The 23,193-nt window shown below is 44.4% G+C and carries 25 protein-coding genes; 14 read left to right on the top strand and 11 right to left on the bottom strand.

Features of this window, described 5'->3' with window-relative positions:
- The first annotated feature begins 383 nt into the window (after positions 1-383).
- Complete coding sequence (locus tag CDO84_RS04435; protein WP_040083580.1) at positions 384-1,457, top strand: DNA alkylation repair protein; 1,074 nt, start codon at positions 384-386, stop codon at positions 1,455-1,457.
- 41 nt (positions 1,458-1,498) lie between these two features.
- Here the strand turns inward: CDO84_RS04435 and CDO84_RS04430 are convergent, their stop codons facing one another.
- Entirely contained in the window at positions 1,499-1,852 is a 354-nt protein-coding gene (locus CDO84_RS04430; protein ID WP_003224239.1) for a YlbF/YmcA family competence regulator, read from the bottom strand.
- Between the two features lie 92 nt (positions 1,853-1,944).
- Positions 1,945-3,078, bottom strand: a complete 1,134-nt coding sequence (locus CDO84_RS04425; protein ID WP_040083581.1) for a DUF445 domain-containing protein — start codon at positions 3,076-3,078, stop codon at positions 1,945-1,947.
- A 266-nt stretch (positions 3,079-3,344) separates the two neighbouring features.
- On the opposite strand from CDO84_RS04425, the gene spaC reads away from it, so the two are divergent.
- From spaC to CDO84_RS04395, 6 genes are all read left to right on the top strand, one after another.
- Positions 3,345-4,436, top strand: coding sequence for a spore coat associated protein SpaC (spaC, locus tag CDO84_RS04420; RefSeq protein ID WP_040083582.1), 1,092 nt, complete (start codon positions 3,345-3,347; stop codon positions 4,434-4,436).
- A complete protein-coding gene (gene yheD, locus CDO84_RS04415) occupies positions 4,426-5,787 on the top strand; it encodes a spore coat associated protein YheD (RefSeq protein ID WP_014663378.1) in 1,362 nt (453 codons plus the stop codon). The genes spaC and yheD overlap by 11 nt, the downstream gene beginning before the upstream one ends.
- Positions 5,788-5,936: 149 nt before the next feature.
- The gene (locus CDO84_RS04410) at positions 5,937-6,155 is read left to right on the top strand and encodes a YheE family protein (protein ID WP_080487948.1); all 219 of its coding nucleotides are present in this window, start codon (positions 5,937-5,939) and stop codon (positions 6,153-6,155) included.
- A 213-nt stretch (positions 6,156-6,368) separates the two neighbouring features.
- On the top strand, positions 6,369-6,572 hold the full coding sequence (gene sspB / locus CDO84_RS04405; protein ID WP_014663376.1) for a beta type acid-soluble spore protein SspB: 204 nt from the start codon (positions 6,369-6,371) through the stop codon (positions 6,570-6,572).
- Between the two features lie 104 nt (positions 6,573-6,676).
- Positions 6,677-6,802 (top strand): hypothetical protein, encoded by a 126-nt coding sequence (locus CDO84_RS04400; RefSeq protein WP_014663375.1) that lies wholly within the window; start codon positions 6,677-6,679, stop codon positions 6,800-6,802.
- Between the two features lie 38 nt (positions 6,803-6,840).
- Positions 6,841-7,461 carry an SDR family oxidoreductase gene (locus CDO84_RS04395; protein ID WP_040083585.1) on the top strand — a complete coding sequence of 207 codons (621 nt, stop codon included), beginning with the start codon at positions 6,841-6,843 and terminating at the stop codon, positions 7,459-7,461.
- Positions 7,462-7,507: 46 nt separating this feature from the next.
- Here the strand turns inward: CDO84_RS04395 and bmrD are convergent, their stop codons facing one another.
- The 3 genes from bmrD to CDO84_RS04380 form a co-directional block, all read right to left on the bottom strand.
- On the bottom strand, positions 7,508-9,529 hold the full coding sequence (bmrD, locus tag CDO84_RS04390; protein ID WP_040083586.1) for a multidrug resistance ABC transporter ATP-binding protein/permease BmrD: 2,022 nt from the start codon (positions 9,527-9,529) through the stop codon (positions 7,508-7,510).
- On the bottom strand, positions 9,526-11,283 hold the full coding sequence (gene bmrC / locus CDO84_RS04385) for a multidrug ABC transporter ATP-binding protein BmrC (protein WP_040083588.1): 1,758 nt from the start codon (positions 11,281-11,283) through the stop codon (positions 9,526-9,528). The genes bmrD and bmrC overlap by 4 nt, the downstream gene beginning before the upstream one ends.
- Before the next feature lie 119 nt (positions 11,284-11,402).
- On the bottom strand, positions 11,403-11,564 hold the full coding sequence (locus CDO84_RS04380; RefSeq protein WP_052438174.1) for a hypothetical protein: 162 nt from the start codon (positions 11,562-11,564) through the stop codon (positions 11,403-11,405).
- A 163-nt stretch (positions 11,565-11,727) separates the two neighbouring features.
- On the opposite strand from CDO84_RS04380, the gene CDO84_RS04375 reads away from it, so the two are divergent.
- Positions 11,728-12,228, top strand: coding sequence for a universal stress protein (locus CDO84_RS04375; RefSeq protein ID WP_014663370.1), 501 nt, complete (start codon positions 11,728-11,730; stop codon positions 12,226-12,228).
- Positions 12,229-12,354: 126 nt separating this feature from the next.
- Positions 12,355-13,716 carry a Na+/H+ antiporter NhaC gene (gene nhaC, locus CDO84_RS04370; RefSeq protein ID WP_040083590.1) on the top strand — a complete coding sequence of 454 codons (1,362 nt, stop codon included), beginning with the start codon at positions 12,355-12,357 and terminating at the stop codon, positions 13,714-13,716.
- A 41-nt stretch (positions 13,717-13,757) separates the two neighbouring features.
- On the opposite strand, the gene dat is transcribed toward nhaC, so the two are convergent.
- A complete protein-coding gene (gene dat, locus CDO84_RS04365) occupies positions 13,758-14,606 on the bottom strand; it encodes a D-amino-acid transaminase (protein WP_040083591.1) in 849 nt (282 codons plus the stop codon).
- Between the two features lie 284 nt (positions 14,607-14,890).
- Between dat and CDO84_RS04360 the strand changes: the two genes are divergently transcribed.
- The gene (locus CDO84_RS04360; RefSeq protein ID WP_014663367.1) at positions 14,891-15,739 is read left to right on the top strand and encodes a polysaccharide deacetylase family protein; all 849 of its coding nucleotides are present in this window, start codon (positions 14,891-14,893) and stop codon (positions 15,737-15,739) included.
- Positions 15,740-15,762: 23 nt separating this feature from the next.
- Here the strand turns inward: CDO84_RS04360 and srtN are convergent, their stop codons facing one another.
- From srtN to CDO84_RS04345, 3 genes are all read right to left on the bottom strand, one after another.
- Positions 15,763-16,506 (bottom strand): sirtuin NAD-dependent deacetylase, encoded by a 744-nt coding sequence (gene srtN, locus CDO84_RS04355; protein WP_040083593.1) that lies wholly within the window; start codon positions 16,504-16,506, stop codon positions 15,763-15,765.
- Between the two features lie 69 nt (positions 16,507-16,575).
- Positions 16,576-17,691, bottom strand: coding sequence for a small-conductance mechanosensitive channel protein MscY (gene mscY / locus CDO84_RS04350; RefSeq protein WP_040083594.1), 1,116 nt, complete (start codon positions 17,689-17,691; stop codon positions 16,576-16,578).
- 151 nt (positions 17,692-17,842) lie between these two features.
- Positions 17,843-17,947 carry a YhdX family protein gene (locus CDO84_RS04345; protein ID WP_052438175.1) on the bottom strand — a complete coding sequence of 35 codons (105 nt, stop codon included), beginning with the start codon at positions 17,945-17,947 and terminating at the stop codon, positions 17,843-17,845.
- Between the two features lie 234 nt (positions 17,948-18,181).
- Here CDO84_RS04345 and CDO84_RS04340 point away from each other — a divergent pair, with 234 nt between their 5' ends.
- Genes CDO84_RS04340 through crcB form a run of 3 tightly spaced genes read left to right on the top strand, consistent with a single transcriptional unit; the run spans position 18,182 to position 19,648 of the window.
- Positions 18,182-18,913 (top strand): glycerophosphodiester phosphodiesterase, encoded by a 732-nt coding sequence (locus tag CDO84_RS04340; RefSeq protein ID WP_040083595.1) that lies wholly within the window; start codon positions 18,182-18,184, stop codon positions 18,911-18,913.
- Complete coding sequence (locus CDO84_RS04335) at positions 18,900-19,295, top strand: fluoride efflux transporter FluC (protein WP_040083596.1); 396 nt, start codon at positions 18,900-18,902, stop codon at positions 19,293-19,295. The genes CDO84_RS04340 and CDO84_RS04335 overlap by 14 nt, the downstream gene beginning before the upstream one ends.
- A complete protein-coding gene (gene crcB / locus CDO84_RS04330; protein WP_040083597.1) occupies positions 19,292-19,648 on the top strand; it encodes a fluoride efflux transporter CrcB in 357 nt (118 codons plus the stop codon). Before CDO84_RS04335 ends, crcB begins: the two co-directional genes overlap by 4 nt.
- A gap of 13 nt (positions 19,649-19,661) precedes the next feature.
- On the opposite strand, the gene CDO84_RS04325 is transcribed toward crcB, so the two are convergent.
- Both CDO84_RS04325 and CDO84_RS04320 read right to left on the bottom strand, forming a co-directional pair.
- Entirely contained in the window at positions 19,662-21,047 is a 1,386-nt protein-coding gene (locus CDO84_RS04325; protein ID WP_040083598.1) for a hemolysin family protein, read from the bottom strand.
- Positions 21,048-21,379: 332 nt separating this feature from the next.
- Positions 21,380-22,561 carry a pyridoxal phosphate-dependent aminotransferase gene (locus CDO84_RS04320; RefSeq protein WP_040083599.1) on the bottom strand — a complete coding sequence of 394 codons (1,182 nt, stop codon included), beginning with the start codon at positions 22,559-22,561 and terminating at the stop codon, positions 21,380-21,382.
- A gap of 157 nt (positions 22,562-22,718) precedes the next feature.
- On the opposite strand from CDO84_RS04320, the gene cueR reads away from it, so the two are divergent.
- Entirely contained in the window at positions 22,719-23,150 is a 432-nt protein-coding gene (gene cueR / locus CDO84_RS04315; protein ID WP_040083818.1) for a Cu(I)-responsive transcriptional regulator, read from the top strand.
- Positions 23,151-23,193 lie beyond the last annotated feature (43 nt).

Raw genomic sequence — 23,193 nt, 5'->3', positions numbered from 1 at the left:
AGACTTTATGTATGGCTTGTTGATAGGATACGATCGAAGCAGCCATTCTCCCTAATATCGTTATTTCGATTTACGAAAAATCATGTATCAGGAACCCCTTGTTTGACCAATGATGCGCTCCGAACACTTACTCTCTGTTGCTTATCCCCTCAATATAACGGCATGATATGCGACCGTATCCATTTGAAATAGGTAAGTGTAGGCGCTTTCAATGCTATTATCTCAGTTTTCCTTACCGATGACAAGGGTTTTTTTAACTAAAAAAAGTAATCAGCTTTTGTATATCCCTGGTAGGATTCGTTGTTAATTATTGGGATTCTCCACTTGATTTAGAACATACATTCCCATACAATATAAATACTAAACGAAAAAGCGGTGTTGGTATGGCTGATTTAAAAGAAATATTTAATGAAGAACTGTTAACTCGTTTGATCCATCATGTAAGGTCATCCTATCCTGACTTTAACAAAGACCAATTCAAGGATACGTTGCAGCTCGAAACCTGGCCTGAACTCACTTTAAAAGAGCGGATGCGCCGCATTACAGTTTCCTTATACGAAACTTTGCCAAAACAATACGTTGAAGCTCTGGCCATTTTACGGGAGACATCTCCTCATTTTAAAGGACTCAGCGGAATTTTATTCCCTGATTATGTGGAGCAGTACGGGTTGGCGCATTGGGAAGAATCAATAAAGGCATTGGAATACTTTACACAATATTCGACCTCAGAATTCGCTGTAAGGCCTTTTTTGCTGTTAGACCAAGAAAAAATGATTGCACAATTGCGTACATGGTCTGAGCATGAAAATGAACACGTGAGAAGACTTGCGAGCGAAGGAAGCAGGCCCCGCCTGCCATGGGGAAAATCGATACCGGCTTTGAAATCGGACCCTACGCCCGTATTGCCGATACTTGAAAAGCTGATGCAGGACGAGTCCTTATATGTAAGAAAAAGCGTGGCCAACAATCTAAATGATATATCAAAAACGCATCCTCATTTGCTTCAAAAAGTCGCGGATCAATGGTATGGAACACATCCCCATACAGATTGGATTATCAAACACGCCTATCGGACCTTATTAAAAAAGGGTGATAAACAGGCCTTAGCGCTTTTTGGTTATGGAAATGCTGATTCGATACATCTACATGATTTAACATGCCGGCCCAGTCGGATAGCTATTGGCGAAAACCTTGAATTTTCTTTCTATATTCATTCAGACAGGGATCAAAAAGTAAGAATTGAGTACGCAATTGATTTTGTAAAAGCAAGAGGTCAGCGTCATCAGAAAGTATTTAACATAACAGAAACAAATATAAGAAAAAACGAAACGAAGTCATACACAAGAATCCAATCCTTCAAGGATTTGACTACCAGAAAGCATTACAAAGGAATCCATACATTATCAGTGATCATCAATGGAGAGGTAAAAGATTCATTGGATTTCCAAGTTGGCTGATGAATAAAAAATCCCTTCTTTTCCAAGAAGGGATTTACTGATTAGCCTTCAACACTGCCGTAAAGCTCTTCTAAAGGCTTCATAATGATTTTGTTCAATTCACCGATCAGCATGCTCATGCGCTGCTCCGCTTCCATCAGCTGAGAAATTTTTTCGTGCTGCTGTACAAGCGCAACTGTTTTTTGAGCCTGTGTCACTTCTTCTTGTGTAATTTCTTCCCCTGCCATTTGTTTTTGCTGGAGTCTAAGCTGCACATCACGGAAGTTTTCAAACATGCGCTTCGCTGATTCATCTGCGTTCACTTCGTCGTAAAGGTTTTTTAAACGGGTAAACTCTTCGCTCCCGCGTAATGCATTTTCCAGATCATACGCTACATCATAAAAATTAACAGCCATTGTAAATAGCTCCTTTCATCATTGCCGTTTGACATACCACTCCACTATAACAGACTATGGAGCTCCTTTCATTAATCAAAGACCATTTCTTCTTAAAAAAGGATGACAAACAGTGCTTGAACCGCGCCTATCATTCCGCCAAGAAGGCCTCCCAAATAGGTAATCATTTTAAATTCTTTTTTTGAAATGGACAGCACCATTTCTTCAAGACGCTCCACCGGGAACTGATCCACCTGCTCCTTGACGATTTCCTCAAGACGCAACCGTTTAAAGACATTTTCAAGGTTGGCCGAAACCCCTTCAAGCAATTTGTCTAACAGTGCCGGCAGCATGTGCTGGGTCAGCTCAGATTCATAACGAACGGTAAGCGTCCCAATCGTATTGTCGAAGAAAGGAGCAGTCGAAAATGCTTGCAGCACGCTTCGTTTCAAACTGAAAATAAGCGCCCTTGCATTCCATTTTTCGTCTGCTTCATTAAACGTATACTCCCTCAGCTTGCCCCATTCGTTTTTTAAGAGATCAGAAAGCAATTTATTTGTTTCCTCATTCCGCAAAAATTTTAGCAGTTCCGGCAGCACGCGATCCGCCAAGCTTGAATTGCCGAGAAACATTTGCACCATGCTCCCAAGCATGCCGCGCTCTTTTAAAAAGTCATCAATCATATTGCCGAGACGTATTTTCCCTTCATCACTTTCAAAATAACGGACACTCCGTGACAATATATATTCTGAAATCATCGGAATCTTTTCTTCAAGCTTTTCCTGCGCCTCTAAAGGCACCAGCTCTTTTAACGATTGATTCCCGTATCGGCGGAAAAGCTCGTGCAGCTTATCATCCGTCCAGCTGCTGATCCATGCATCTGCCGCTTCATCAGGACGCTTCACCCCGGCTTTTTCAAGCGCCTCTTTGACTGTCACCTCAGAAAGTGACAGCTTTTGAATCAGCTGTTCCCCCACTTGAAGAGCCTTCGTTTTAGCGGCATCAGAGACGAGCCGCTTTTTAATGCCCTCAGGGGTTAAGAGATGATTGACCACCACCAGTCCCATTTGTTTTGCAAGCTCATCTCGCCGTCTCGGGATCAGCCCAGGCGTAAAAGGAACTCGTTTCCCAAACAAATAGTACGCTTTATATGGCCTAAACAGCATTTGAATTGCTAAATGATTGGTCACCGCTCCAATGGCAGCGCCGATCACGATCATAAAAATAAAGGTTCCTGCAATACCCATTCCTATTCATCTTCCTCCATCTGTGCTTCAGCTTTTTTCATATAGATCATGTACCTATACGTATTATAGAGGCTCATGCAATCACTTAGCAAACAAGGAGACAAATTCCTGTTCTCAGAAAATCAGCTTGTTCTTTTGGAATAGGGCAAGGTAAAGAATCGTAATCTGTAAAGTAGAATACTGTCAGCTGCGTTCGTCCTGAATGTTTTTACCGTAAAGCTGCTGACACCCGCCGGCAGCTTTTGAATAAAAGGGGGAGTCTCATCATGATAACACTCGGTTTTATGTCCTTATCCCGCCAGCATGAAGCGGATTATTCCGCAGAACTGGCCAAAAGAGCACCCGAATTTGGCATACGTTTCGTTCGGTTTACACCATTTGATATCTTACCTGACACCTTGCGTGTCAAAGCATCGGCCTATCATTCCGCCAGCAGCACTTGGAACGAAACTGAAATGGCGATTCCAGATTATATTTATGATCGCTGTTTTTACGGCAAGGATTCACATTCCCAAAAAGCAAAACCGATCGTTGAGTGGCTTAAAAAATATCCGAAAACGGAATTTATCGGGCGGGGGCTTCCCGATAAATGGACCGTCCTTCACGATTTGCAGCAGAATTCTGTAATCAACCCCTATATTCCGGAAACAATGAAGGTAAGCCGCTATGAACAAATTCATTCCTTTTTATCCAAAGAAAAAGCCTGTATCCTTAAACCGGCATTCGGCGCAGGAGGCAGAGGCGTGATTCTTTTGAAGCTGGGCAAGAAAAACATCACCGCTACTTATCACATCGGAAAGGATAAGCAGACAAAAACGTTTTCCAACCAGACTTCTTTTAAAACGTGGTGCAAAAAAGTGCTTCAGCATCAATATTTGCTTCAGCCTTACTTAAACATTCAAGATAAGGAACAATACCCTTGTGATATTCGCCTGTTTATGGAAAAAAACGAAGCAGGTGAATGGAATACAGTCGGCAAGGCAGTGAGACGCGGATATAAACACGGGCTGCTGGCCAATTTGTCAGGCGGATCTGATGCGCTGACATTTGACTCATGGTTTGAGGATATACCGAAAAAACAGCAAGTGGTCTTACTGGATGATGTGTTTTCGATTACCCAATCGGTTCCGTATTATCTTGACGAGCGCTACGGGCCGCTGTTTGAACTTGGTCTTGATATTTGTCTTGCGAAGGACGGGAGAATTTGGATTTTAGATATCAATTCCAAACCGGGCAGGAAGTCAATCCTGCGTGTCTCTCCCGAGCAAAAAGAACAGCTGTACACTTGTCCTCTAAAACGCTGCCAGTACCTGTTTTCTGAGCAAAGCCAGAAAGGAGTTCTTCCGCGTGAATCGTAAACGGTTTTTGATCGGCATAGACAAAACCAGTGAAAATACCCTGTTTCTGCCCTCTTCGCTGAAGCAAGACGGACTTTTGCATGCCGCGTTCGGAACGAAGGTTGTCAGATGCCACGTTGCTTACAGACGGCATCTGGAACAAACCGTGCTTCTCTCTGAAAATCTGTTTCATGAGCTTTTGCTCCCCCACCGAAGCCGGGCCGATATACTGATTCATGATCATACAGTGCATATCGGGCCGTTAGTCGGCATCTTTACGGCAGGGTTTACGGTATCTCTTGAGCGTCCTTTTAAGGATCGTTCCCTCTTTTTTTCTAAGCTTGTCACATTACATGAGCAAGCCGGAGGCTACTGTTTCGTTTTTGGCGCACATCAAATCAATTGGGAGGAAGGCACGATTGAAGGCCTCCTTTACAGGGAAAACGGCTGGGTGAAAAAAATCGTTCCATTGCCGAACGTCGTTTATGACCGTTTGCCTAACCGAAAAATTGAAGATTCTCTTCTCTTGCAACATACAAAAAAGAGACTGATCGATGAATATCAAATCCCATGGTTTAATAAAACGTTTTTCAATAAATGGAGCGTTCATCAATTGCTCGAAAAAGACCCGAGAACAGCTCCTTTTTTGCCTCGATCCGAGCTGACACCGTCTGTAGAGCTGATCGATGAGCTCTGTGATGCATACAAAAAAGTCTATATCAAACCGGCAAACGGAGCACTCGGCACCGGCATTTATCAGCTGACAAGGACAGATGAGAGTCTGACGGTGAAGCACACGAATGACGCCAAAACATTTACTTCCATTGATTATCCTGATGCCGCCGCTTTTCTTGCAGAATTTCAAAAACAGCACAGCCCATCTGACTTTCTCATTCAGCAAGGTGTTGATCTCATCGAATTTCAAGGCAAACCAGCGGATTTCCGTGTCCATACCAATAAAAACAGAAAAGGGAAATGGACAGTAACAGCAATAGCCGTAAAAATTTCCGGAGAGAACAGCATAACAACACATCTTTCTAACGGCGGCACTGTAAAGACACTTGCGGAAGTATACGATGATCCCGCTGAAAGAGTTGAAGTCATTAAAAAGCTTTCTGCAGCGGCGCTGACTGCAAGCCATGTGCTTCATGATCATATCGAGGGGTTTATCGGCGAGATCGGTTTCGATTTTGGCATTGATCAGAACGGTAAAGTATGGATGTTTGAAGCAAATTCGCGCCCGGGCCGGAGCATTTTTTCTCATCCAAACTTGCATCATGTTGATTCTCTGACAAAACGAAGAAGCTTTGAATACGCGTCTTATTTATCTGAGAAGGCAATCACATCCCCTGAAGCGCTGTGGCCTTCGTAACCTGTCCGCTTTTTTAATAAAGCGGGCTTATCTTTATCCAAAGCTGGGACAAACTGCATCAGTAAGACCCTTCAATGATGTTCTCAAACAATGATACAATGAACATAAGCCGTTTAGATTCAGGTCAATTGATACTAAATGTAAGGAGCGTGGCCGTTATGATTTCTCATTTCAGCTGGAAACCTTTGTTCCCAAAAGAAAAGCTGCCCGGATGGAAAATTTCATTTTATTTTAAAGGAACTCATTATGAAGGCATCTATCATAAGAGCGGTGAGATTGAATGGGGAGATTTGTTTCCCGCCCGCGCTGACGAGCCTGCTCTTACAAACGAGATACATGAACTGATGCTTTTTCATATTTATGACTAGCTTAGCCAAATCGGCTAGGCTTTTTTTATGCTTTCTCAACATTTACCATAACAATTCTCCGCATGAGTTTCCGGCCATTTTAACATAATACGTAGTAACAAGCCGGCAAAGCATTGGGTTACGCCGAGGCGGCAGTGACACCCGAGAAGGGTTCACAGATTGGTGCAACTCCAGTTAACCCAACCATACTAAACAAAAAAGGAGATTTTACACATGGCTAACCAAAACTCTTCAAATGAATTACTAGTACCTGGCGCAGCTCAGGCTATCGACCAAATGAAACTTGAAATCGCTTCTGAATTCGGCGTTCACCTTGGAGCGGACACAACTTCCCGCGCTAACGGTTCTGTCGGAGGAGAAATCACAAAACGTTTAGTATCTTTCGCTCAGCAGCAAATGGGCGGCAGAGTTCAATAACAACTCAATATATGGCTATAGAGGGCGCGGTTTCCGCGCTCTCTTTATTTTGTCACCCATTTTTCCCACTCCACATATCCTAGAAAGAAAGGGAGGGAATCAGGGTGTCATTTATCACCATTGTGAATTGGGAGCTGGTTCAGTTCGTAAGTGTATCCATGATTCATGAATATGTTTCCCATCGTTCTGTCTATTGGTACAGGTATTCTTTCCCGCGCTGTTCAAACTGAGAACATCCTTTTATAATGAAAGGCGAGGAGGTTTTTTGATGAAAATCGCTTTATTAGGAGCCAGTGGCCGCGTCGGACAAGCCTTTTTAACTCAGGCTGCAGCAGATGAACGGTTTGCCATTCACGCTCTGATCAGATCTCAACATGCTGATCTTCCCCTTCCAAAAGATCGAATCGTCATGGGGAATGCCCGCCGCTTAGAAGATGTGAAAAAAATATTGGAGAATGCCGAAATTGTGATCAGCTGTCTAGGCACAGATGGTGATGATACCTTGTCAACTGCTATGGCACACATTCTCTCCACGATGCAGGAACAGCATATCAAACGGATTATTTCGATCGGCACCGCAGGCATTCTTGATTCCCGATATGAGCCGGGAAAATTCCGGTTTGAAACAAATGAATCGAAACGAAAGCAGACCCGCGCAGCCAAGGAGCATGCAAAAGTATACGAAATGCTTAAAGAATCATCATTAGACTGGACAATCATCTGCCCCACTTACCTCCCGGACGGAACAGCAACCGGCATTTATCGTACGGAGCGTAACGTTTTGCCTGAGGGCGGCACAAGCATTTCAGTCGGCGATACTGCTGACTTTCTATACCGTGAGCTCGTTACAGGAGAGTATGTCGGATTCCGAGTCGGGCTGGCTTATTAACTACATAATCAAAAACCCAAAACACGATTGTTTTGGGTTTTTAGCGTTATGCAATGGAATGTTTCTGTCCCTTTTGCAGTTTATACATTTGATAATATTGGCCTTCTAATGCCATCAATTCCTCGTGGTTCCCTCTCTCAACGATTTCTCCTTTATCAAGAACCAAAATCTGATCTGCATTTCTGATTGTTGAAAGCCGGTGAGCGATGACGAAGGTAGTTCGTCCTTGTTTGACGACATCAAGCGCCTTCTGGATTACGGCCTCTGTCTCTGTATCAATGTGCGCCGTTGCTTCATCTAAAATCAAAATTGCGGGATCAAACGCCAAAGCTCTGGCGAAGGAAATTAACTGCCGCTCGCCAGAGGATAGCGTGCTGCCTTTCTCAATCACGGGTTCATTCATGCCCTTCGGAAGCTTTTTTATAAGCGGCTCGGCACCGACTTGCCGCAGTGCTTTTTTCATTTCTTCTTCAGTCATTCTTTCGTCATCCAGACTTACGTTAGATCCGATTGTGCCTGAAAATAAGTACGGGTCCTGAAGCACAATGCCCATATGAGATCTGAGTTCCTGTCTTGACATGTTGTAAATGCTTTTTCCATCAATCAGAACATCACCTTTTTGCGCATCATAAAAACGAAACAGAAGATTTAAAATCGAGCTTTTTCCTGATCCGGTATGACCGACGAGCGCTACGGTTTCGCCTTTTTGCGCGGTAAAGGAAATATGTTTTAATACCTCCTCACCATCTTGATAGGCAAATGACACATCACGAAACTCAACCCGTCCCAGCGCACGCTCCTTCGCCGGTTGACCTGCTTCTTCCGTATTCTTTTCTACAAGCAGTTCAAAAACACGCCCGGCGGAGACCCTAGCAAGCTCCAGCTTTGAAAACTGATTGACGATGCCAGTGATCGGCTGAAACAGCCGGTTCAAATAATCGACAAACGCGTACAGCACTCCGATAGAAACAATCCCAGCCGCATTCAGGCTCGCACTGCCAAAATGCCAAATTAGACAGACGAACGCAAGATTGCGGATGACATTGACCAGATTATGGGACATTAAGGAGTTTAAATTCAGCATTCTGTTTTGGAAATAAAAATGTGATTCATTTAATTCCTCAAATTCTCTCATCGTTTCCTTTTGATGGCGGAAAGCCTGAATAATGGTCATGCCTTGGATGGATTCATTCATTTTTGCGTTAATGTCACTGTTGATCGAGCGAATTTTTTGATTGTAATATGAGGCGTATCTTCGGTAAATGACCGACCACAGCCAGATCATCGGCACAATTGCCAGACATACAAACGCAAGCTTCACATCAAGCAGAAACAAAGCCGTGAATATCCCGAACATATAGATTCCGCTTGTCACAAATGTAGAAAGCACGGTGACATATAAATCCCTGATAGCCTCCGTATCATTGGTAATCCGCGCAACGACTTTTCCGGCCGGAAGGTTGTCAAAATATCGAATCGGCATTTTCTGTATGTGCGAAAACACGTCCTGCCTCATCTTTTGAATAATCCGATTGGCGCTCATCTGCAGCAGATAATTCTGTCCGTATTGAAAAAATACCGAAAACACCAGCAAGCCTCCATACAGGCAGATCAGAAACACCATTCCCTTTATTTCCGGCTGATAGAACCCGAAAAGTTCCTGCTTTGTCAGCTTTTCGGCAGTATATGTTCGGCTCACGTCTCCATTTGAGATCGTCAGCTTCCCGTCAGAAACCGTTCTATTCCCGTCGAAGCTGACAGCCTGATCAACAAAATAAAACGCCATTCCCACTTGATAAATATGCGCTTCTTTTGCTTTTGAAACAGGTTCCTGCATTCGGTCCTCTCTGACATATGAGACGCCGTGAAACTGAACGGCATTTTTATCTTTTTCCGCAGCTTCATACCATGTTTTCTCAATGCCGAGGATATGGTCGTCTATCATTTTCTTGCCGATAAAGGGCCCGGTCAGTTCTGCACCGACGGCGACAGCTAGCAATAGGACGGCCGTGATTAGCAATTTTCGATAAAGGAGTGCGTATCTCCATAACGTTTTTCCTATTTTCATGCCCCTGCCTCCCCTTCTTCCGCAGTGAACAGCTGCTGTCTTTCATATTGTTCCCGGTACCACCCATTATTGGCCAGCAATTCTTGATGCGTGCCTCTCTCTGCAATGACGCCGCCGTCCATCACAAGGATCAGGTCAGCGTGCTCTACAGCAGATAATCGGTGCGTCAAAATAAATGTCGTTTTTCCTTTGCGGTTTTCTCTGATGTTCCTGATAATCGCAGCCTCTGTTTTGGCATCTACAGCGGAAAGCGAATCATCCAGAATCAAGATCTCTGGATTCGCCATAAGTGCTCTTGCAATCGAAATTCTTTGTTTCTGTCCGCCTGACAGTGCCACGCCTTTTTCGCCGACCATTGTCTCCAGACCTGCTGGAAGCATGTGCAAATCTTTTTCAAAGTATGCTTCGGCAATGGCTTGCTGAACCTCTTCATCACTCGCATCCTGTTTTCCGTATAAAATATTTTCTTTTACAGTCCGCGAAAACAGCAAATGATCCTGCGGCACATATCCGATCCACCCGCGGACCCGGTCAAGAGGGATCTGCTGAATCGGCACGCCTGAAAATGTAATGCTCCCTTCACCTGGAGGGTACTGGCGCAAAAGCTGCTTAATAATTGTCGTTTTTCCGCTCCCGGTTTTACCGGCAATTCCGACCGTCTGCCCTTTTCGCACCGCAAATGAAACATCCTGAATATTGCAGCTTGTTGAGCTTGGATATGTAAAGCTGACATTGCTGAAAACGATATCTCCAGGCTCTTTAAGATCAACGGGCCGTTTTGGATCTGTCACGTCCGGTTGAGAAGAAAGGGTTTCATTTACCCGGTCTAATGACGCATTGCCGCGCTGCATCACGTTAATGAGTTCACCAATTGCAAACATCGGCCAAATCATCATACCGAGATAAACATTAAAGGACACAAGCTCTCCAAGCGTCAGTTCGTTCCGGAACACAAGAAACGCTCCGTAGCCGAGCCCAATCAGATAGCTTGCCCCGACAAGCAGCTTCACCGTCGGCTCGAACAGTGAATCAATAAAAGCCACTTTCATATTTTTCTGATAAACATCAGCGGTCATTTCATTAAACCGGCGAACATCGTTTGTTTCCTGTACATACGCACGAATCACCCGCACGCCGGAAACAGATTCCAGCACCCTGTCATTCAGCGCCCCGAACGCATTTTGGGCCTCCGTAAACCGCTCATGAATTTTACTTCCATATAGGCTGATTGCAATCGCCATGACTGGAAGCGGGATAATCGCGGCAAAGGTCAGCTTCCAGCTGATCAAAAACCCCATCGTCAAAAAGATCGTCATCATAAACATCGTAGAATCGACTAACGTCAAGATGCCAAACCCTGTCGTTAAGCTGACGGCCTGAAGATCATTCGTCCCCCGTGCCATTAAATCGCCTGTCCGGTTTTTTTCATAAAACGGCGGCGACATAGTCAGCAGATGCCCCATCAGCTTCGTACGAAGAATTTTCTCCATCAGGTTCGCACCGCCAAACAGCTGGTGCATCCAAAAATAAGACATCATATACACAACTGCTGTCAGCACAAAAAAGATACCGATATAAAACAGCAGCCCTTCCTGAGTAAACGCCCCCGATTTCATATCATCTATGGCGTTCCCCAAGAGCTTAGGCGGAAACATTTCAATGACATTGACTGCTAATAAAAGGACAATCGCAATCGTATAGCGCAGCCAGTACGCCTTAAAAAACCAGCCAAGCTTTTTCAATACTGAAAACATCTATCCCCATCTCCTCATCAGCCGCCTTCTATTTTTTCCTTGCAGCTTTTTTCATCCAATTTGGCATGAACAGCCCTCGCCTCTGTATTTGTCTTCACATCCCATACACCTGTCTTTCCTTAGATTTTGTATATAAAAAAGGCATGAAGCGTCAGCTCCATGCCTTTTTTAACCAATATGTTATGCACAGCGCTTTTCAGCGCGCGGCCAAGCCTAAAAAACCGTTCACGAAAACAGAACAAAGGGTTTGCCGCGCCAATATGAAACTGTTTGATAAACACGCAAATTCCTTGGCATAGCAAACCCTCCTTCCATTCTGATTTCATCTTTTTATCATCATATAAACAAAACCTTTTTTTGTCAATCATTACTTGAATAGGAAAGGGTTAATTGTGCTCAAATTCGGGTAGTAGTGTTGTAAGACGCTTTGAAAGGGTGAGAAGGATGTTCCATGCTGACCGTATCATCGTTGCGTTTGACGGAAGTGAAAATAGTAAGAAAGCGCTTCAGACAGCCATTGATCTTGCTAAAACCGTAAATGCCGCTATTACCGTCGCCCATTCACATGATATGAAAGACAATCAGACCGTCATCGACCCGCCCAGACCCGCAGCTGAAGCAAGCTATATCAGCGGAGGCATGACAGGTGTTCCCGATCCGTTGATATCAGATGTTGCTTCACCTGAACCAATCATCTATGAAGACCGTACGGAAGAAGTCGTCGCCGAAGCCAGAATGATGCTGAATGAACAGCAGGCAGATGGAGATATTGATATATTAGAAGGCGATCCGGCTGAATCAATTATCGAGCATGCGAACCGCATTTCTGCCGATATGATCGTAACCGGAAGCAGAGACCAAAACAGGTTGAAAAAATTAATATTCGGAAGTGTAAGTGAAAAGCTTTCAGCGAAATCGGATATACCCGTCCTGATTGTAAAGTGAGCACGCCCTGTGCTCACTTCTTTTATATTCATAATTGTGAAAAAACATAGATTTTCGTTTTTTTCTGTTATAATGCTTTCGTGCCAAAAAGCACAAAAGCATTAAAGATAATTATGGGGTGTTATTTTGGATTCTCAAAAAAAGCTGACGTTTCCGTTAGCCGTCGGTTTATTTATATTTATGTTATGCATTATTATTTCTTGCTTATTTTTTCTTCACGTGGAACCGCATATTCCGCTGTTTTTATGTGTTGTCACGCTTTCAGCAGCCGGATTATGGTTGGGATTTTCCTGGAAGAGTATTGAAAAAGGGATTGTTGACGGGATCAAAAACGGCGTACAGCCGATTATCGTTCTGGCGCTGATCGGCATCTTAATCGGCGCATGGATGTACAGCGGCGCAATACCGTCTGTGACGGTGTATGCCCTATCCTTTATTGAACCAAGCCACCTTCTGCTGACCGCTTTGTTTTCATGCATGATCATCAGCACACTTGTTGGCTCAAGCCTGACAACTGTAAGCACAATCGGAGTAGCACTGATTGGCGTGGCGAGCGCGGCAGGCGTCCCGCTTGAATGGACGGCAGGCGCAGTCATATGCGGCGCTTGTTTTGGTGATAAAATGTCGCCGCTGTCGGACACAACCAACTTTGCCGCCGGAATAGGCGAAATACCGATCTTCGAACACATTCGCCATATGACAGGCACAACCATTCCAGCTTTGCTCATCACTGTCGTTCTGTTTTATTTTCTCGGTTCATCAGTGTCAGTGGACGCTGCTTCAACCGATGATATTCAACAAGTCATAACCGCAATCAAAGATGCCGCAAACGTGACACCGTGGGCCCTTCTTTCCCCGCTCTTAGTCGTTTTGCTGGCAATTAAACGGGTATCAGTCATTCCCGTTCTGGCTGCCGGAATTATTTCCTCGGGAATTTTGACTGCTATATTTGTACCCGACAGCAGCCTGCAGGCGTTTATGACAGCTCTGCAAAATGGCACGAGTTTTGACACTGACAATGAGGCAGCCGCTAAAATTATCAACAGAGGCGGACTGCAATCCATGATGGGCTCAGTCTCTCTTATTATGATTGCTTTTGCACTAGGCGGATTGATGGAGAAAATCGGATTGATTTCAGCACTATTGGAAGGCGTCATGAAAGGCATCCGTTCAAAAGGCCGTCTTGTTGCGGCAACTGTCTGCTCAAGCATCGGCGTCAATTTGGCAACCGGCGAACAGTATTTATCGATATTAATACCGGGACAATCATTTAAATCCTTATATGACAAACAAAACATCCAGCGAAAATTTTTGACAAGATCATTAGAGGATGGCGGAACATTAATTAACCCGTTAATCCCTTGGGGCGTCAGCGGCGCTTTTATGGCGAGCGCGCTTGGTGTTCCCGTCATAGACTACTTCCCGTTTGCGTTCTTCCTCTATATATCGCCAATGATCTCCATTTTGATTGGATTTGTGAAAAAATAAAAAGAGCTCCGCTGCAATAGCGGGCTCTTTTTTTCGTTGTTTTATGAAATGCTTGCAGCCTGCTGAATGCTTTCTTGAAAAACAGCCTGAAGCTGTTTTGTCACTGGTCCGGGTTTCCCGCTTCCGACCGATTGTCCATCTAGCGTCACGACCGGAATAATTTCTGCCGTCGTTGACGAAATAAAGATCTCTTCCGCCTGTTTCAACTCTTCCTCACTGACAGGATTTTCATCCAGTTTGATCCCATTCTTTTCAATCAATCCTAAAATATTCATTCGGGTAATTCCATTGAGAATGAGCCGGTTAGCCGGATGTGTTCGCACCGTCCCGTTGATAACGGCATAAACGTTTGAGGATGTGCCCTCCGTAACAACGCCGTCCCTCAGTAAAATGGCTTCAAAGGCTCCCGCTTCATAGGCCTTTTGCTTCGTCATCACATTATACAGTAAATTCAGACTTTTGATATCGCATCTTAGCCAGCGAAGATCCTCATCTGTAATGGCCGCCACTCCGTATGCCTGCTCTTGCTCCGGTTTTTTCACAGCAAACGTGTAAGCAGTGGTTTGCGGCTCAAGGCCTGCTTCATATTGATGTTTTCGCGGGGCCACGCCTCTAGTTGTCTGAATGTATACCGCTCCCTCACTGACCGCATTTTCCTGTACAAGCTTTTGCAGGTCCCACTCGAGATCTTCAATGCTGAACGGCAGTGAAATTCCGATTTCAGCTGCACTTCTGAAAAAACGCTCTGCATGCTCACGTAATCCAAACAATACTCCTTTGTACACCCTGATCACTTCATAGATGCCGTCACCAAACTGGTAACCGCGATCTTCCAAATCGATCGATGCTTCACTGCGCCCAATCAGCCGGCCATTGACTAAAACCTTCATAAAAGCCCTCCCTTTTCGAGATTTCCCTGATGTATTTCAAGCTGTCATTGTCACTAATTCTATCATATTGGACATGCTGAAAAACAGAAAGATCAAGAGATCTATAGCGGAAAGGAGTTTATTTTTTCCTTAAAATCTGATATTTCGACAAATTTTCTATGTTCTTTCCAGTTTTATTCCTGTATACTTGATTGGTAATACATAGGTTGTAATCATATGGCATCTTCATAAGCTGCCTGCTGTACAGCATTATGTAGAGATTTTATGCCAATGGAGAGATTGTTATGCGACAAACGAGAGGAGAAGCTTCTCCTTCTGCAGTTTCGCTTGCTTTTAAATTTGCAAGTTTAGCAGTTTTATGTGTGCTGCTTTTGCTTATGGTGATTTTGGGTTATTCCAACAGTTCAACGAAAGCAAAGGAAGTCACTGTCACAACAAACGGTCAGCTTCGAGATGAGAAGGAAAGCCTTAAGCTGAAAAACGACTCCCCTGACCTGCTGATAAAACATCTGCAGACAAAGCAGAACATGGGAGATAAAACAGTTTACTTAACCTTCGATGACGGCCCGTCAGCCGTTACAACCCGCTTGCTCGATGTACTGAAAAGCGCTGATGTAAAAGCGACATTTTTCATGCTTTCACCGCGGATGAATGAATTCAAGCAGGCGGTGAAAAGAGCAGAAAAGGAAGGCCACGCACTCGGTTTACATGGCGTGACTCATAATAACAGATTGTTCTATCAAACAGAGACATCTCCGTTAAAAGAAATGCAGGAGGCGCGTGACACGCTGCAAGACATTACAGGATATAAAACCGATCTTGTCAGAACGCCATACGGAAGCAAGCCGTCACTAACCGCCCCACAAATCCGCAACCTGGAAAAAGAGGGGTTTGTGTACTGGGATTGGACGATCGACAGCATGGACTGGAAATACCGGAATTCACAGTATGTGACTGCCGTATTACAGCAGCTTGAGAATATGGAACACAGCTCTTCAAGCCGCCCAAATGTAATTCTCATGCATGACCTTCCCGCTACCGTAAACGCGCTGCCGGTGCTAATCAATAAATTAAAAGAAAAGGGCTATTCCTTCGGAGTGTTAGAGGACACAATGGTTCCTGTTCATGAATAAAAAAGTGAGGCGCATAAGGCGGCTCACTTTTTCATGCCCAAACTTCGGGCAAACTCGCCGATTTTTTGATGGATGACCATGTCAAACAGGCTGTCACAATACGTTGGTTCAAGGTTTATGATGACTTTCTTCATGCCGGGAATCAGGCTTGCATCCTCAGGCACAAATCTCGCCGGAGCTACTTCGAGAGACGTGCCGATAACTAATAAAAGATCTGCTTGATCCAGCTTTTCATAAAGGGTGTCAAAGTGCAAGACGGCATCGCCAAAGAGAACAACATCGGTTTTTAATACCCTTCCGCAAATGTCACCATTATTTCCGGCCGCCGTGCACTCCGGCACCTCCCGCTCCAGTAAATGAGGAAGGTCATGTCGGGCGCCGCATGCCGGACAAGCTGCTGTCTGGATAGAACCATGCAGCTCGTATACATGCCTGCTCCCGGCTTTTTTATGAAGACCGTCAATGTTTTGCGTGAAAATATCGACCTGCTTCCCTTGTTTCTCCAGCTCAGCTAAAAGCAAATGCCCTTCATTCGGTTCGAAGCTGCCGCTCATTTTCATCTGGAACAATTCTTTGAATTTGGGCCAAAACAGACGCGGATGGCTTAAAAAATAATCAAGGCTCATCGCTTCCATTCTTGAGGCATCCTCCGTCCAAATGCCTCCTGCTGAACGAAAGTCAGGAATTCCTGATTCTGTGCTCATCCCCGCTCCAGTCAGCACGACAATTCTCTGTGCTTCATTTAAAATTTTTTTGATTGCTTCCAACTCAACACCGCCTTTTTCTCTTATTTTACCATGAAAAAGACTCCGCCTCTGTCAGACGAAGTCTCTCTTTTAAGCCCGTTCCTTTTCCTCTTTATTTAGATTCACTTGGAATGGGTCGCTTTCGTGCTTTTGCTTTACAACAACCATTTGGCCGGGATATGCAAACTGGACGCCTTCCGCGCCTAAAATATCAATAATTTTATAGTTGATGTCCTCTCGAATATCAAGGTTTTCAGCCCAAACCGTCGTTTTTGTATAGAAATTAAAAAATAAATTATAGTAGCTGTCGGCAAACGTATCAAAGTTGACCATGATTGTTTCATTATCAACGCCCTCATGCTCCAGCAGCATTGTTCTGAGAGAACGAATGGAACGCTCAAGATTCTCAATCGGCGTAGCGTAGGACACATGGATGGAAAACGTAATCTGACGTTTGGTCATTCTTGTCCAGTTCGTGATCGCTTCCATCGACAGCGTAGAGTTCGGCACTGTTACAAGCGCCCCCTGTGCTGTTCTGAATCTCGTGCTCCTAAAGGTAATATCCTCGACTGACCCTGTTACGGTCGATGTCTCCACCCAGTCACCAATCGTGAACGGCTTTTCAGTAATAATAATAATACCGCCAAAGAAGTTGCTGATGGTATCCTTCGCAGCAAGCGCAAAAGCCAGTCCGCCAAGACCAAGGCCCGCTACAAATCCGTTGACATCATAATTGAATTCCTGAGCGATCACACTGACACTGAGCGCTATGATCACAAAACGGAGCAGCTTGGATAAAAACGGCGCCAAAATGTCATCCATGTCCAAATCGAAGCGCTGATTCACCTTATGGAAGATAAACGACGACGTTGCGGTCAAATTACAAAGCCCCCAGGACAAGAGCGCAACAATCAGCGAACGGTATATTTTGCTGATGACAGGCATTTGCTCGTCAAAAAACGGTGAATACCGGATCGCTAAAAACAGCCCAAGGGCAACAAAAAACCATCTGGCCGGCTTATCAAACGCCAGAACCACCTGTTTAAAAATTTCTGTTTTCGGCCGGTTTGTCAAATTAAAAAGCAGGTTAAAGAAATATCTCGTGAACAATTTTCTGAGTATAAGAAACACCAGCAAAATCGCCAAGCTGATGCCGATTTGTATGATGTTATCAAGCGTAAAATACTGCTGCAAATAATCTGGCATGACTGTCTCCCCTCTATCCCAATCGATTGTTATTATACTAAAATATTCGTAAAGATGTTCATTTAAATGTCTTTTGCAACACAAAACCCCGGCGAAACGCCGGGGTCATTTCTCAATTCATCTATCAGCCAGATTCAATAGGGACAGTCACTTACTTTTTTTTCGCTTGTGTCTGATCAAGGAGAGTTGCTTTTTGCATTTCAGCATCCGTTTCGGCTTTAATTCTTTCCTCCACTCTGATTCTCCCTTTTCCCATGATCTCGCCTCCTTTTTTGCTATTATAAAGGATCATATTTTGTTGTGAACATGTCGAAAGACCTAATTTTCTGGCGAAATGTGTTCTGATACGCTGAATGTCTTTTTTTTAGTTATACGCATTCCTCAGCCCGGACCATTCCGATATGGCAGAAAAAATTCACCACTTTGTATCGCTGTGCATATATGGATTTGATACAATAACAGAAATGCCCATACGAGGAGCTGACTTAGCTTGTACACCATTGCCCATCGCGGAGCATCAGGTTACGCTCCGGAAAATACGATTGCCGCATTTGACCTTGCGGTGAAAATGAATGCAGATATGATTGAACTGGATGTCCAGCTTACAAAAGACAGGCAGATTGTTGTGATACACGATGACAGAGTTGACCGAACAACAAACGGATCGGGCTTTATTAAGGATTTTACCTTGGAGGAATTGCAGAAACTCGATGCAGGAAGCTGGTACGGTCCCGCTTTTCAAGGAGAGCGTATTCCGACCCTGGAAGCAGTGCTCAAGCGCTACCACAAAAAAATCGGCCTTTTAATTGAGCTAAAAGGCCATCCGTCTCAAGCTGGAATTGAAGAAGAGGTGGGACAGCTGTTAGGGCAATTTTCTTTTTCTATCAACAATATTGTCCAATCCTTTCAGTTCCGTTCCGTTCAGAGATTTCGCGAGCTTTATCCATCGATTCCGACAGCGGTCATTACAAGACCCAATTTTGGCATGCTGTCCAGAAATCAGCTGAAGGCCTTCCGCTCTTTTGCAAACTATGTCAATATAAAATACACACGGCTCAACCGTATGATGATCGGTTCCGTCCATAAAAGCGGCTTAAACATATTTGCATGGACTGTCAACAATGAAAAGACAGCGGCAAAATTACGAGCCATGGGCGTGGACGGCATCGTTACAGATTACCCGGATTTGATCATAAAGGATGGCAAACATGAAAAGATATAGCGCGGTTTTTATCGGAGGCGCGCTAGGCGCCTGCCTCCGATACGGATTAAACTTATGGATACACACTGGTCAGTTCCCTGCGGCAACCTGGCTGGAAAATGCGGCAGGCAGCCTTCTATTAGGCATTCTAACCGGATTTTTTATGATTGGGGCAAAACGCCCTCTGCTGTCAGCTTTGTTAGGCACCGGCTTTTGCGGAGGCTTCACAACAATGTCCACGTTTTCTAAGGAAACAGTGATGCTTTTGCAAGGACAACCCTCACTGGCTGTTTTGTATCTGGCAATCTCATTGATATCAGGGATCATATTTGCACTGATTGGTGTTTTTGCAGGACGGCGCATAGCAGACATTCAGCAAGGAAAGGGGCTGGAGGAAAGATGACACTAGCGGGTATTTTCATAGGGGGCGGACTTGGCGCCGTGCTTCGCTTCTGGCTTGGCAATGTGATAACCGCCAGAGCCAAAGGTGTCAGCCTGCCCATTGGCATACTGACAGTCAATATTCTCGGAGCTCTCGGGCTCGGAATATTTACAGGGCTTCACGTTACAAATGCTTCGGTCTCGCTTATCATTGGAACGGGTTTTTTTGGCGCCTTTACGACCTTTTCCACTTTCAGCGTTGAAAGTGTTCAACTCCTAATGGCCAAACGTGTAATGGAAAGCCTCCTGTACATCGCCCTGACACTTTGCGGGTCGTTATTGGCGTTTTGGTGCGGCTGGACAATCGCAATGTAAAAAAACCTTGAGCTTATTTCTCGCTCAAGGTTGCACTGTTCAGCATCACAGGCTCAGGCAGCGGCAGCTTGCGGTGCGCCGTAATCCCTGTTGTGCTGCCGGCTTCTTCTTTTATATCGATTTGCTTGATTAATCGGCCGTCCATCTTCAGCACCTTTATCGTATATGAACCGATGCGAATGGATTCACCAGCCTCAATATCGATGTTTTCTTTTAATATCAGTCCGCCGATCGTACCGACGTCTTCTTGAATCGATGCGCCAAGAAGGCTATTCACCTGATCGATCCGAACCTTTCCATCCATCACATAATGGCCGTCGCCAAGCTTTTGGATCAGCGGCTGTTCATCTTCATCAAATTCATCTCTGATCTCGCCGACAATTTCCTCAAGAATATCCTCTGTCGTCACAAGTCCCGAGGTTCCTCCGTATTCATCAGACAATATAGCCATATGAATGCGCTCGCGCTGCATCTTAATCAGCAAATCATGAACCGGGATCGTTTCAATCACTTCGATGACCGGCCGCACATACGGATGGATCGTCATCTTCATTCGTTCTTCTTCTGTCATAAACAGCAAATCAGAAAACAAATGCTTCGTATTGACCAAACCGATCACACTGTCTTTGTCCCCAGCTGTGACTGGCCAGCGCGTGTATTTTTCCTTCAGCATGACTTCAAGCATTTCAGCCATCGTCATCTCTGTGGAGACCGCGGCCATTTCCTTCCGCGGTATCATAATTTCTTTGGCGATCCGATTATCAAATTCAAAAATCTTATTCACATATTTATATTCAGACGGATTAATCTCTCCGTTTTTTAAACTCTCAGACAACAGCATCCTGAGTTCTTCCTCAGAATGGGAACCGTCATGTTCTGACGCAGGCTTTAAACCGAACATTCCGCATAAAAGCCGCGCCGATCCATTGAGGATCCAAATAAACGGAAACAGGAGCAAATAGAATAAACGCAAAGGACCCGCTATCAGCAAGGTCAGCTGCTCTGCCTTTTGAATCGCGACCGTTTTCGGGGCCAGTTCACCTACAACGACGTGCAGGAATGTGATCAAGCCATACGCGACTGCAAAAGAGACTGCATGAGAAACCGAGTCCGGCAAGCCGTGCGGTTCAAACAATGGATGCAGAAGCCGTTCAAAGGCCGGTTCACCCAGTACGCCAAGTCCAATTGATGTCAATGTAATGCCCAGCTGGGATGCGGATAAATATTCATCCAAATCTGTAATGACACGCTTTGCGAGTATCGCCCGTTTGTTTCCTTCTGTGATAAGCTGATCTATTCTGGATCTCCTTACTCTAACAATCGCAAACTCGCTTGCAACGAAAAACGCGGTTAAAGCAATGAGCACGCCAATTAAAATCAGACTGTCAATATCGTCCATTTAACCTTATCCCTCTTATTAAAGGATAAGGAGTCACCTCCTGATATAATCATTTTTCCTTAACATTGAGGTACGCGGTGTATTGTTGCCTAAGCAGAGGGCCCCATCATACCACCTCCAAAAGTCAAAGTTTGATTATAAATTGTATATTTTATTGTAACACAACTCATTCCAAAAATGATTTTTAATTTTTAGACTTTTATTATAGGGAAAGCCTTAATTGCACGCACTGCTTGGCAATTCTGCTGACTGCCTGAATTGAGGAGTAAAGATTTTGTGAATATATAAAAAAGAAAACAGCATGGAAAACTGTTTTCTCTTTCTTTGCCTTCTTAAGCAAAATCTTTATATAAAGAAATGAAAATATCCCGTGAGTTTTTAATCTGCTCGATCGGCACACTGAAGGATAAGCGGAAATGCCCGCTCATTCCAAAACCGCTGCTCGGCACAATTAATAATTTGTATTTTTGGGCGGCATGCACGCAAAATGCGACTTCATCTTCAATTGGCGATTTCGGAAAAACAAAGAAGCCTCCCTTTGGCATTTCAAATTCAAAACCGGCTTCTTTTAAAATGTCTACCATTAAATCCCGGCGCTCCTTATAAGCGCTTGGGTCTACTCTTAAATCATCCATTCGTGCCACAGTCCGCTGCATCATAACAGGGGCATTCACAAATCCAAGCGTTCGATTGCAATACACAAAAGCGTTGATCAAAAGGTCCGCATTCGGCATTCGGCTGTCCAATCCGATATACCCGAGCCGCTCCCCGGCTATGCCGAGATCCTTACTGAATGAACTGGCCAAAATCACACGATGATACGATTGAAACGGATTTGCCAGCTCTTCATCATAGATTAATTGACTATACGGTTCATCAAACAGCACATAAATCGTCTGGCCGTTTTTTTCTTCTATTTCTTTTAATAAAGCGCCTAAATCGTCTATATTTTTCTGGCTGAGAACAGTGCCTGTCGGGTTATGCGGTGTATTGAGAATCAGCCCTTTTGTCTGCGGGGTGATCGATTGCCTTACCGCTTCAATGTCGATCTCGAACCCGTCTGTCAACGGGCAACTGACGGCCTTGCCCCCATAGTTCTCAATATACAACTTATATTCGGCAAAATAAGGTGCGAGAATAATGACTTCTTCCCCAGGATTTATGATGCTTTTTAACGCAACATTCAAAGCGCCGCCCGCGCCCACCGTCATGACGATCCGCTCCGCTGAGAAATCAGCTTCAAAACGTGACCCCAGAAATTGCGCGACTTTTTCTCTCGCTGCCGGAAGACCTTGGTTTTGTATGTATCCGTGGCTGCCTTTTTCAGCTTCCGCTATTAACGCTCTCTTAAAAGCTTCAGGAGGTTCAACAATCGGGTTGCCGAGTGAAAAATCAAATACCTGGTCTTCCCCGAACTCTTTCTTCAGCCTTGCACCTTCATCAAACAACTTGCGAATCCAAGATCCTTTATTTAAGTTTCCTTCAACTTCCCGGGATAACCCAGCCAATTTCATCTGTCCCTTCCGCATATAAAAATTTGAAAATTCTATCTTCCTATGTTACTTCAATCAGATCATGAATTCCACAACTTCTAATTCCCATCTAGGAAAAAACAATAAACTTGTGCAAGACACCGTTCATATATTAAACTATTCTCATAACTATAACGTGATGGTTGGGAGGGATATAGATGGGGCTGAGACTTATCGCATCAGTGAACTAGCGGCGCTCGCCGGAGTAACGAAACGGACAGTTGATTATTATACGAATCTCGGTCTGCTTACGCCGGCCAGATCCTGTTCAAATTACCGTTACTACGACGAAAATGCACTCAAACGGCTTATATTTATTGTAGATTGCAAGAAGCAGCGATTGGCCCTGTCCGATATTAAAGATCGACTGGAGAACCAGTTTCCCTCTTCAGCTAAACTTAATGATGAAATTGGAAATCTGGCATTAGAAATTGATCATATGAATCAAAACATCTCCGGAATCTTGCATCGGTTTGAACGGCTGAAGCCTGAGGATCGTGACAAGCTGAAAAGCAAGCTCCCGCCTGAAAAGCTCGCCGTGTTCCAATCATTAATGCTGCTGTTAAGTTAAAACCATTTTATCTAACAGGAGGTGTTACCTTCATTCTCATTGC

Origin of the sequence: Bacillus sp. MD-5 (assembly GCF_002201875.1) — a bacterium.
Taxonomy (GTDB): domain Bacteria; phylum Bacillota; class Bacilli; order Bacillales; family Bacillaceae; genus Bacillus; species Bacillus stercoris.
This window is presented reverse-complemented; position numbering and strand designations above follow the sequence as displayed.

Bases quoted from the DNA above. Each gene is read 5' to 3' on its own strand.
- CDO84_RS04435 (WP_040083580.1), top strand. From the start codon at position 384: ATGGCTGATTTAAAAGAAATATTTAATGAAGAACTGTTAACTCGTTTG.
- CDO84_RS04430 (WP_003224239.1), bottom strand. From the start codon at position 1,852: ATGGCTGTTAATTTTTATGATGTAGCGTATGATCTGGAAAATGCATTA.
- CDO84_RS04425 (WP_040083581.1), bottom strand. From the start codon at position 3,078: ATGGGTATTGCAGGAACCTTTATTTTTATGATCGTGATCGGCGCTGCC.
- spaC (WP_040083582.1), top strand. From the start codon at position 3,345: ATGATAACACTCGGTTTTATGTCCTTATCCCGCCAGCATGAAGCGGAT.
- sspB (WP_014663376.1), top strand. From the start codon at position 6,369: ATGGCTAACCAAAACTCTTCAAATGAATTACTAGTACCTGGCGCAGCT.
- CDO84_RS04395 (WP_040083585.1), top strand. From the start codon at position 6,841: ATGAAAATCGCTTTATTAGGAGCCAGTGGCCGCGTCGGACAAGCCTTT.
- bmrD (WP_040083586.1), bottom strand. From the start codon at position 9,529: ATGAAAATAGGAAAAACGTTATGGAGATACGCACTCCTTTATCGAAAA.
- bmrC (WP_040083588.1), bottom strand. From the start codon at position 11,283: ATGTTTTCAGTATTGAAAAAGCTTGGCTGGTTTTTTAAGGCGTACTGG.
- CDO84_RS04375 (WP_014663370.1), top strand. From the start codon at position 11,728: ATGTTCCATGCTGACCGTATCATCGTTGCGTTTGACGGAAGTGAAAAT.
- dat (WP_040083591.1), bottom strand. From the start codon at position 14,606: ATGAAGGTTTTAGTCAATGGCCGGCTGATTGGGCGCAGTGAAGCATCG.
- CDO84_RS04360 (WP_014663367.1), top strand. From the start codon at position 14,891: ATGCGACAAACGAGAGGAGAAGCTTCTCCTTCTGCAGTTTCGCTTGCT.
- mscY (WP_040083594.1), bottom strand. From the start codon at position 17,691: ATGCCAGATTATTTGCAGCAGTATTTTACGCTTGATAACATCATACAA.
- CDO84_RS04345 (WP_052438175.1), bottom strand. From the start codon at position 17,947: ATGGGAAAAGGGAGAATCAGAGTGGAGGAAAGAATTAAAGCCGAAACG.
- CDO84_RS04335 (WP_040083596.1), top strand. From the start codon at position 18,900: ATGAAAAGATATAGCGCGGTTTTTATCGGAGGCGCGCTAGGCGCCTGC.
- crcB (WP_040083597.1), top strand. From the start codon at position 19,292: ATGACACTAGCGGGTATTTTCATAGGGGGCGGACTTGGCGCCGTGCTT.
- CDO84_RS04325 (WP_040083598.1), bottom strand. From the start codon at position 21,047: ATGGACGATATTGACAGTCTGATTTTAATTGGCGTGCTCATTGCTTTA.
- CDO84_RS04320 (WP_040083599.1), bottom strand. From the start codon at position 22,561: ATGAAATTGGCTGGGTTATCCCGGGAAGTTGAAGGAAACTTAAATAAA.
- cueR (WP_040083818.1), top strand. From the start codon at position 22,719: ATGGTTGGGAGGGATATAGATGGGGCTGAGACTTATCGCATCAGTGAA.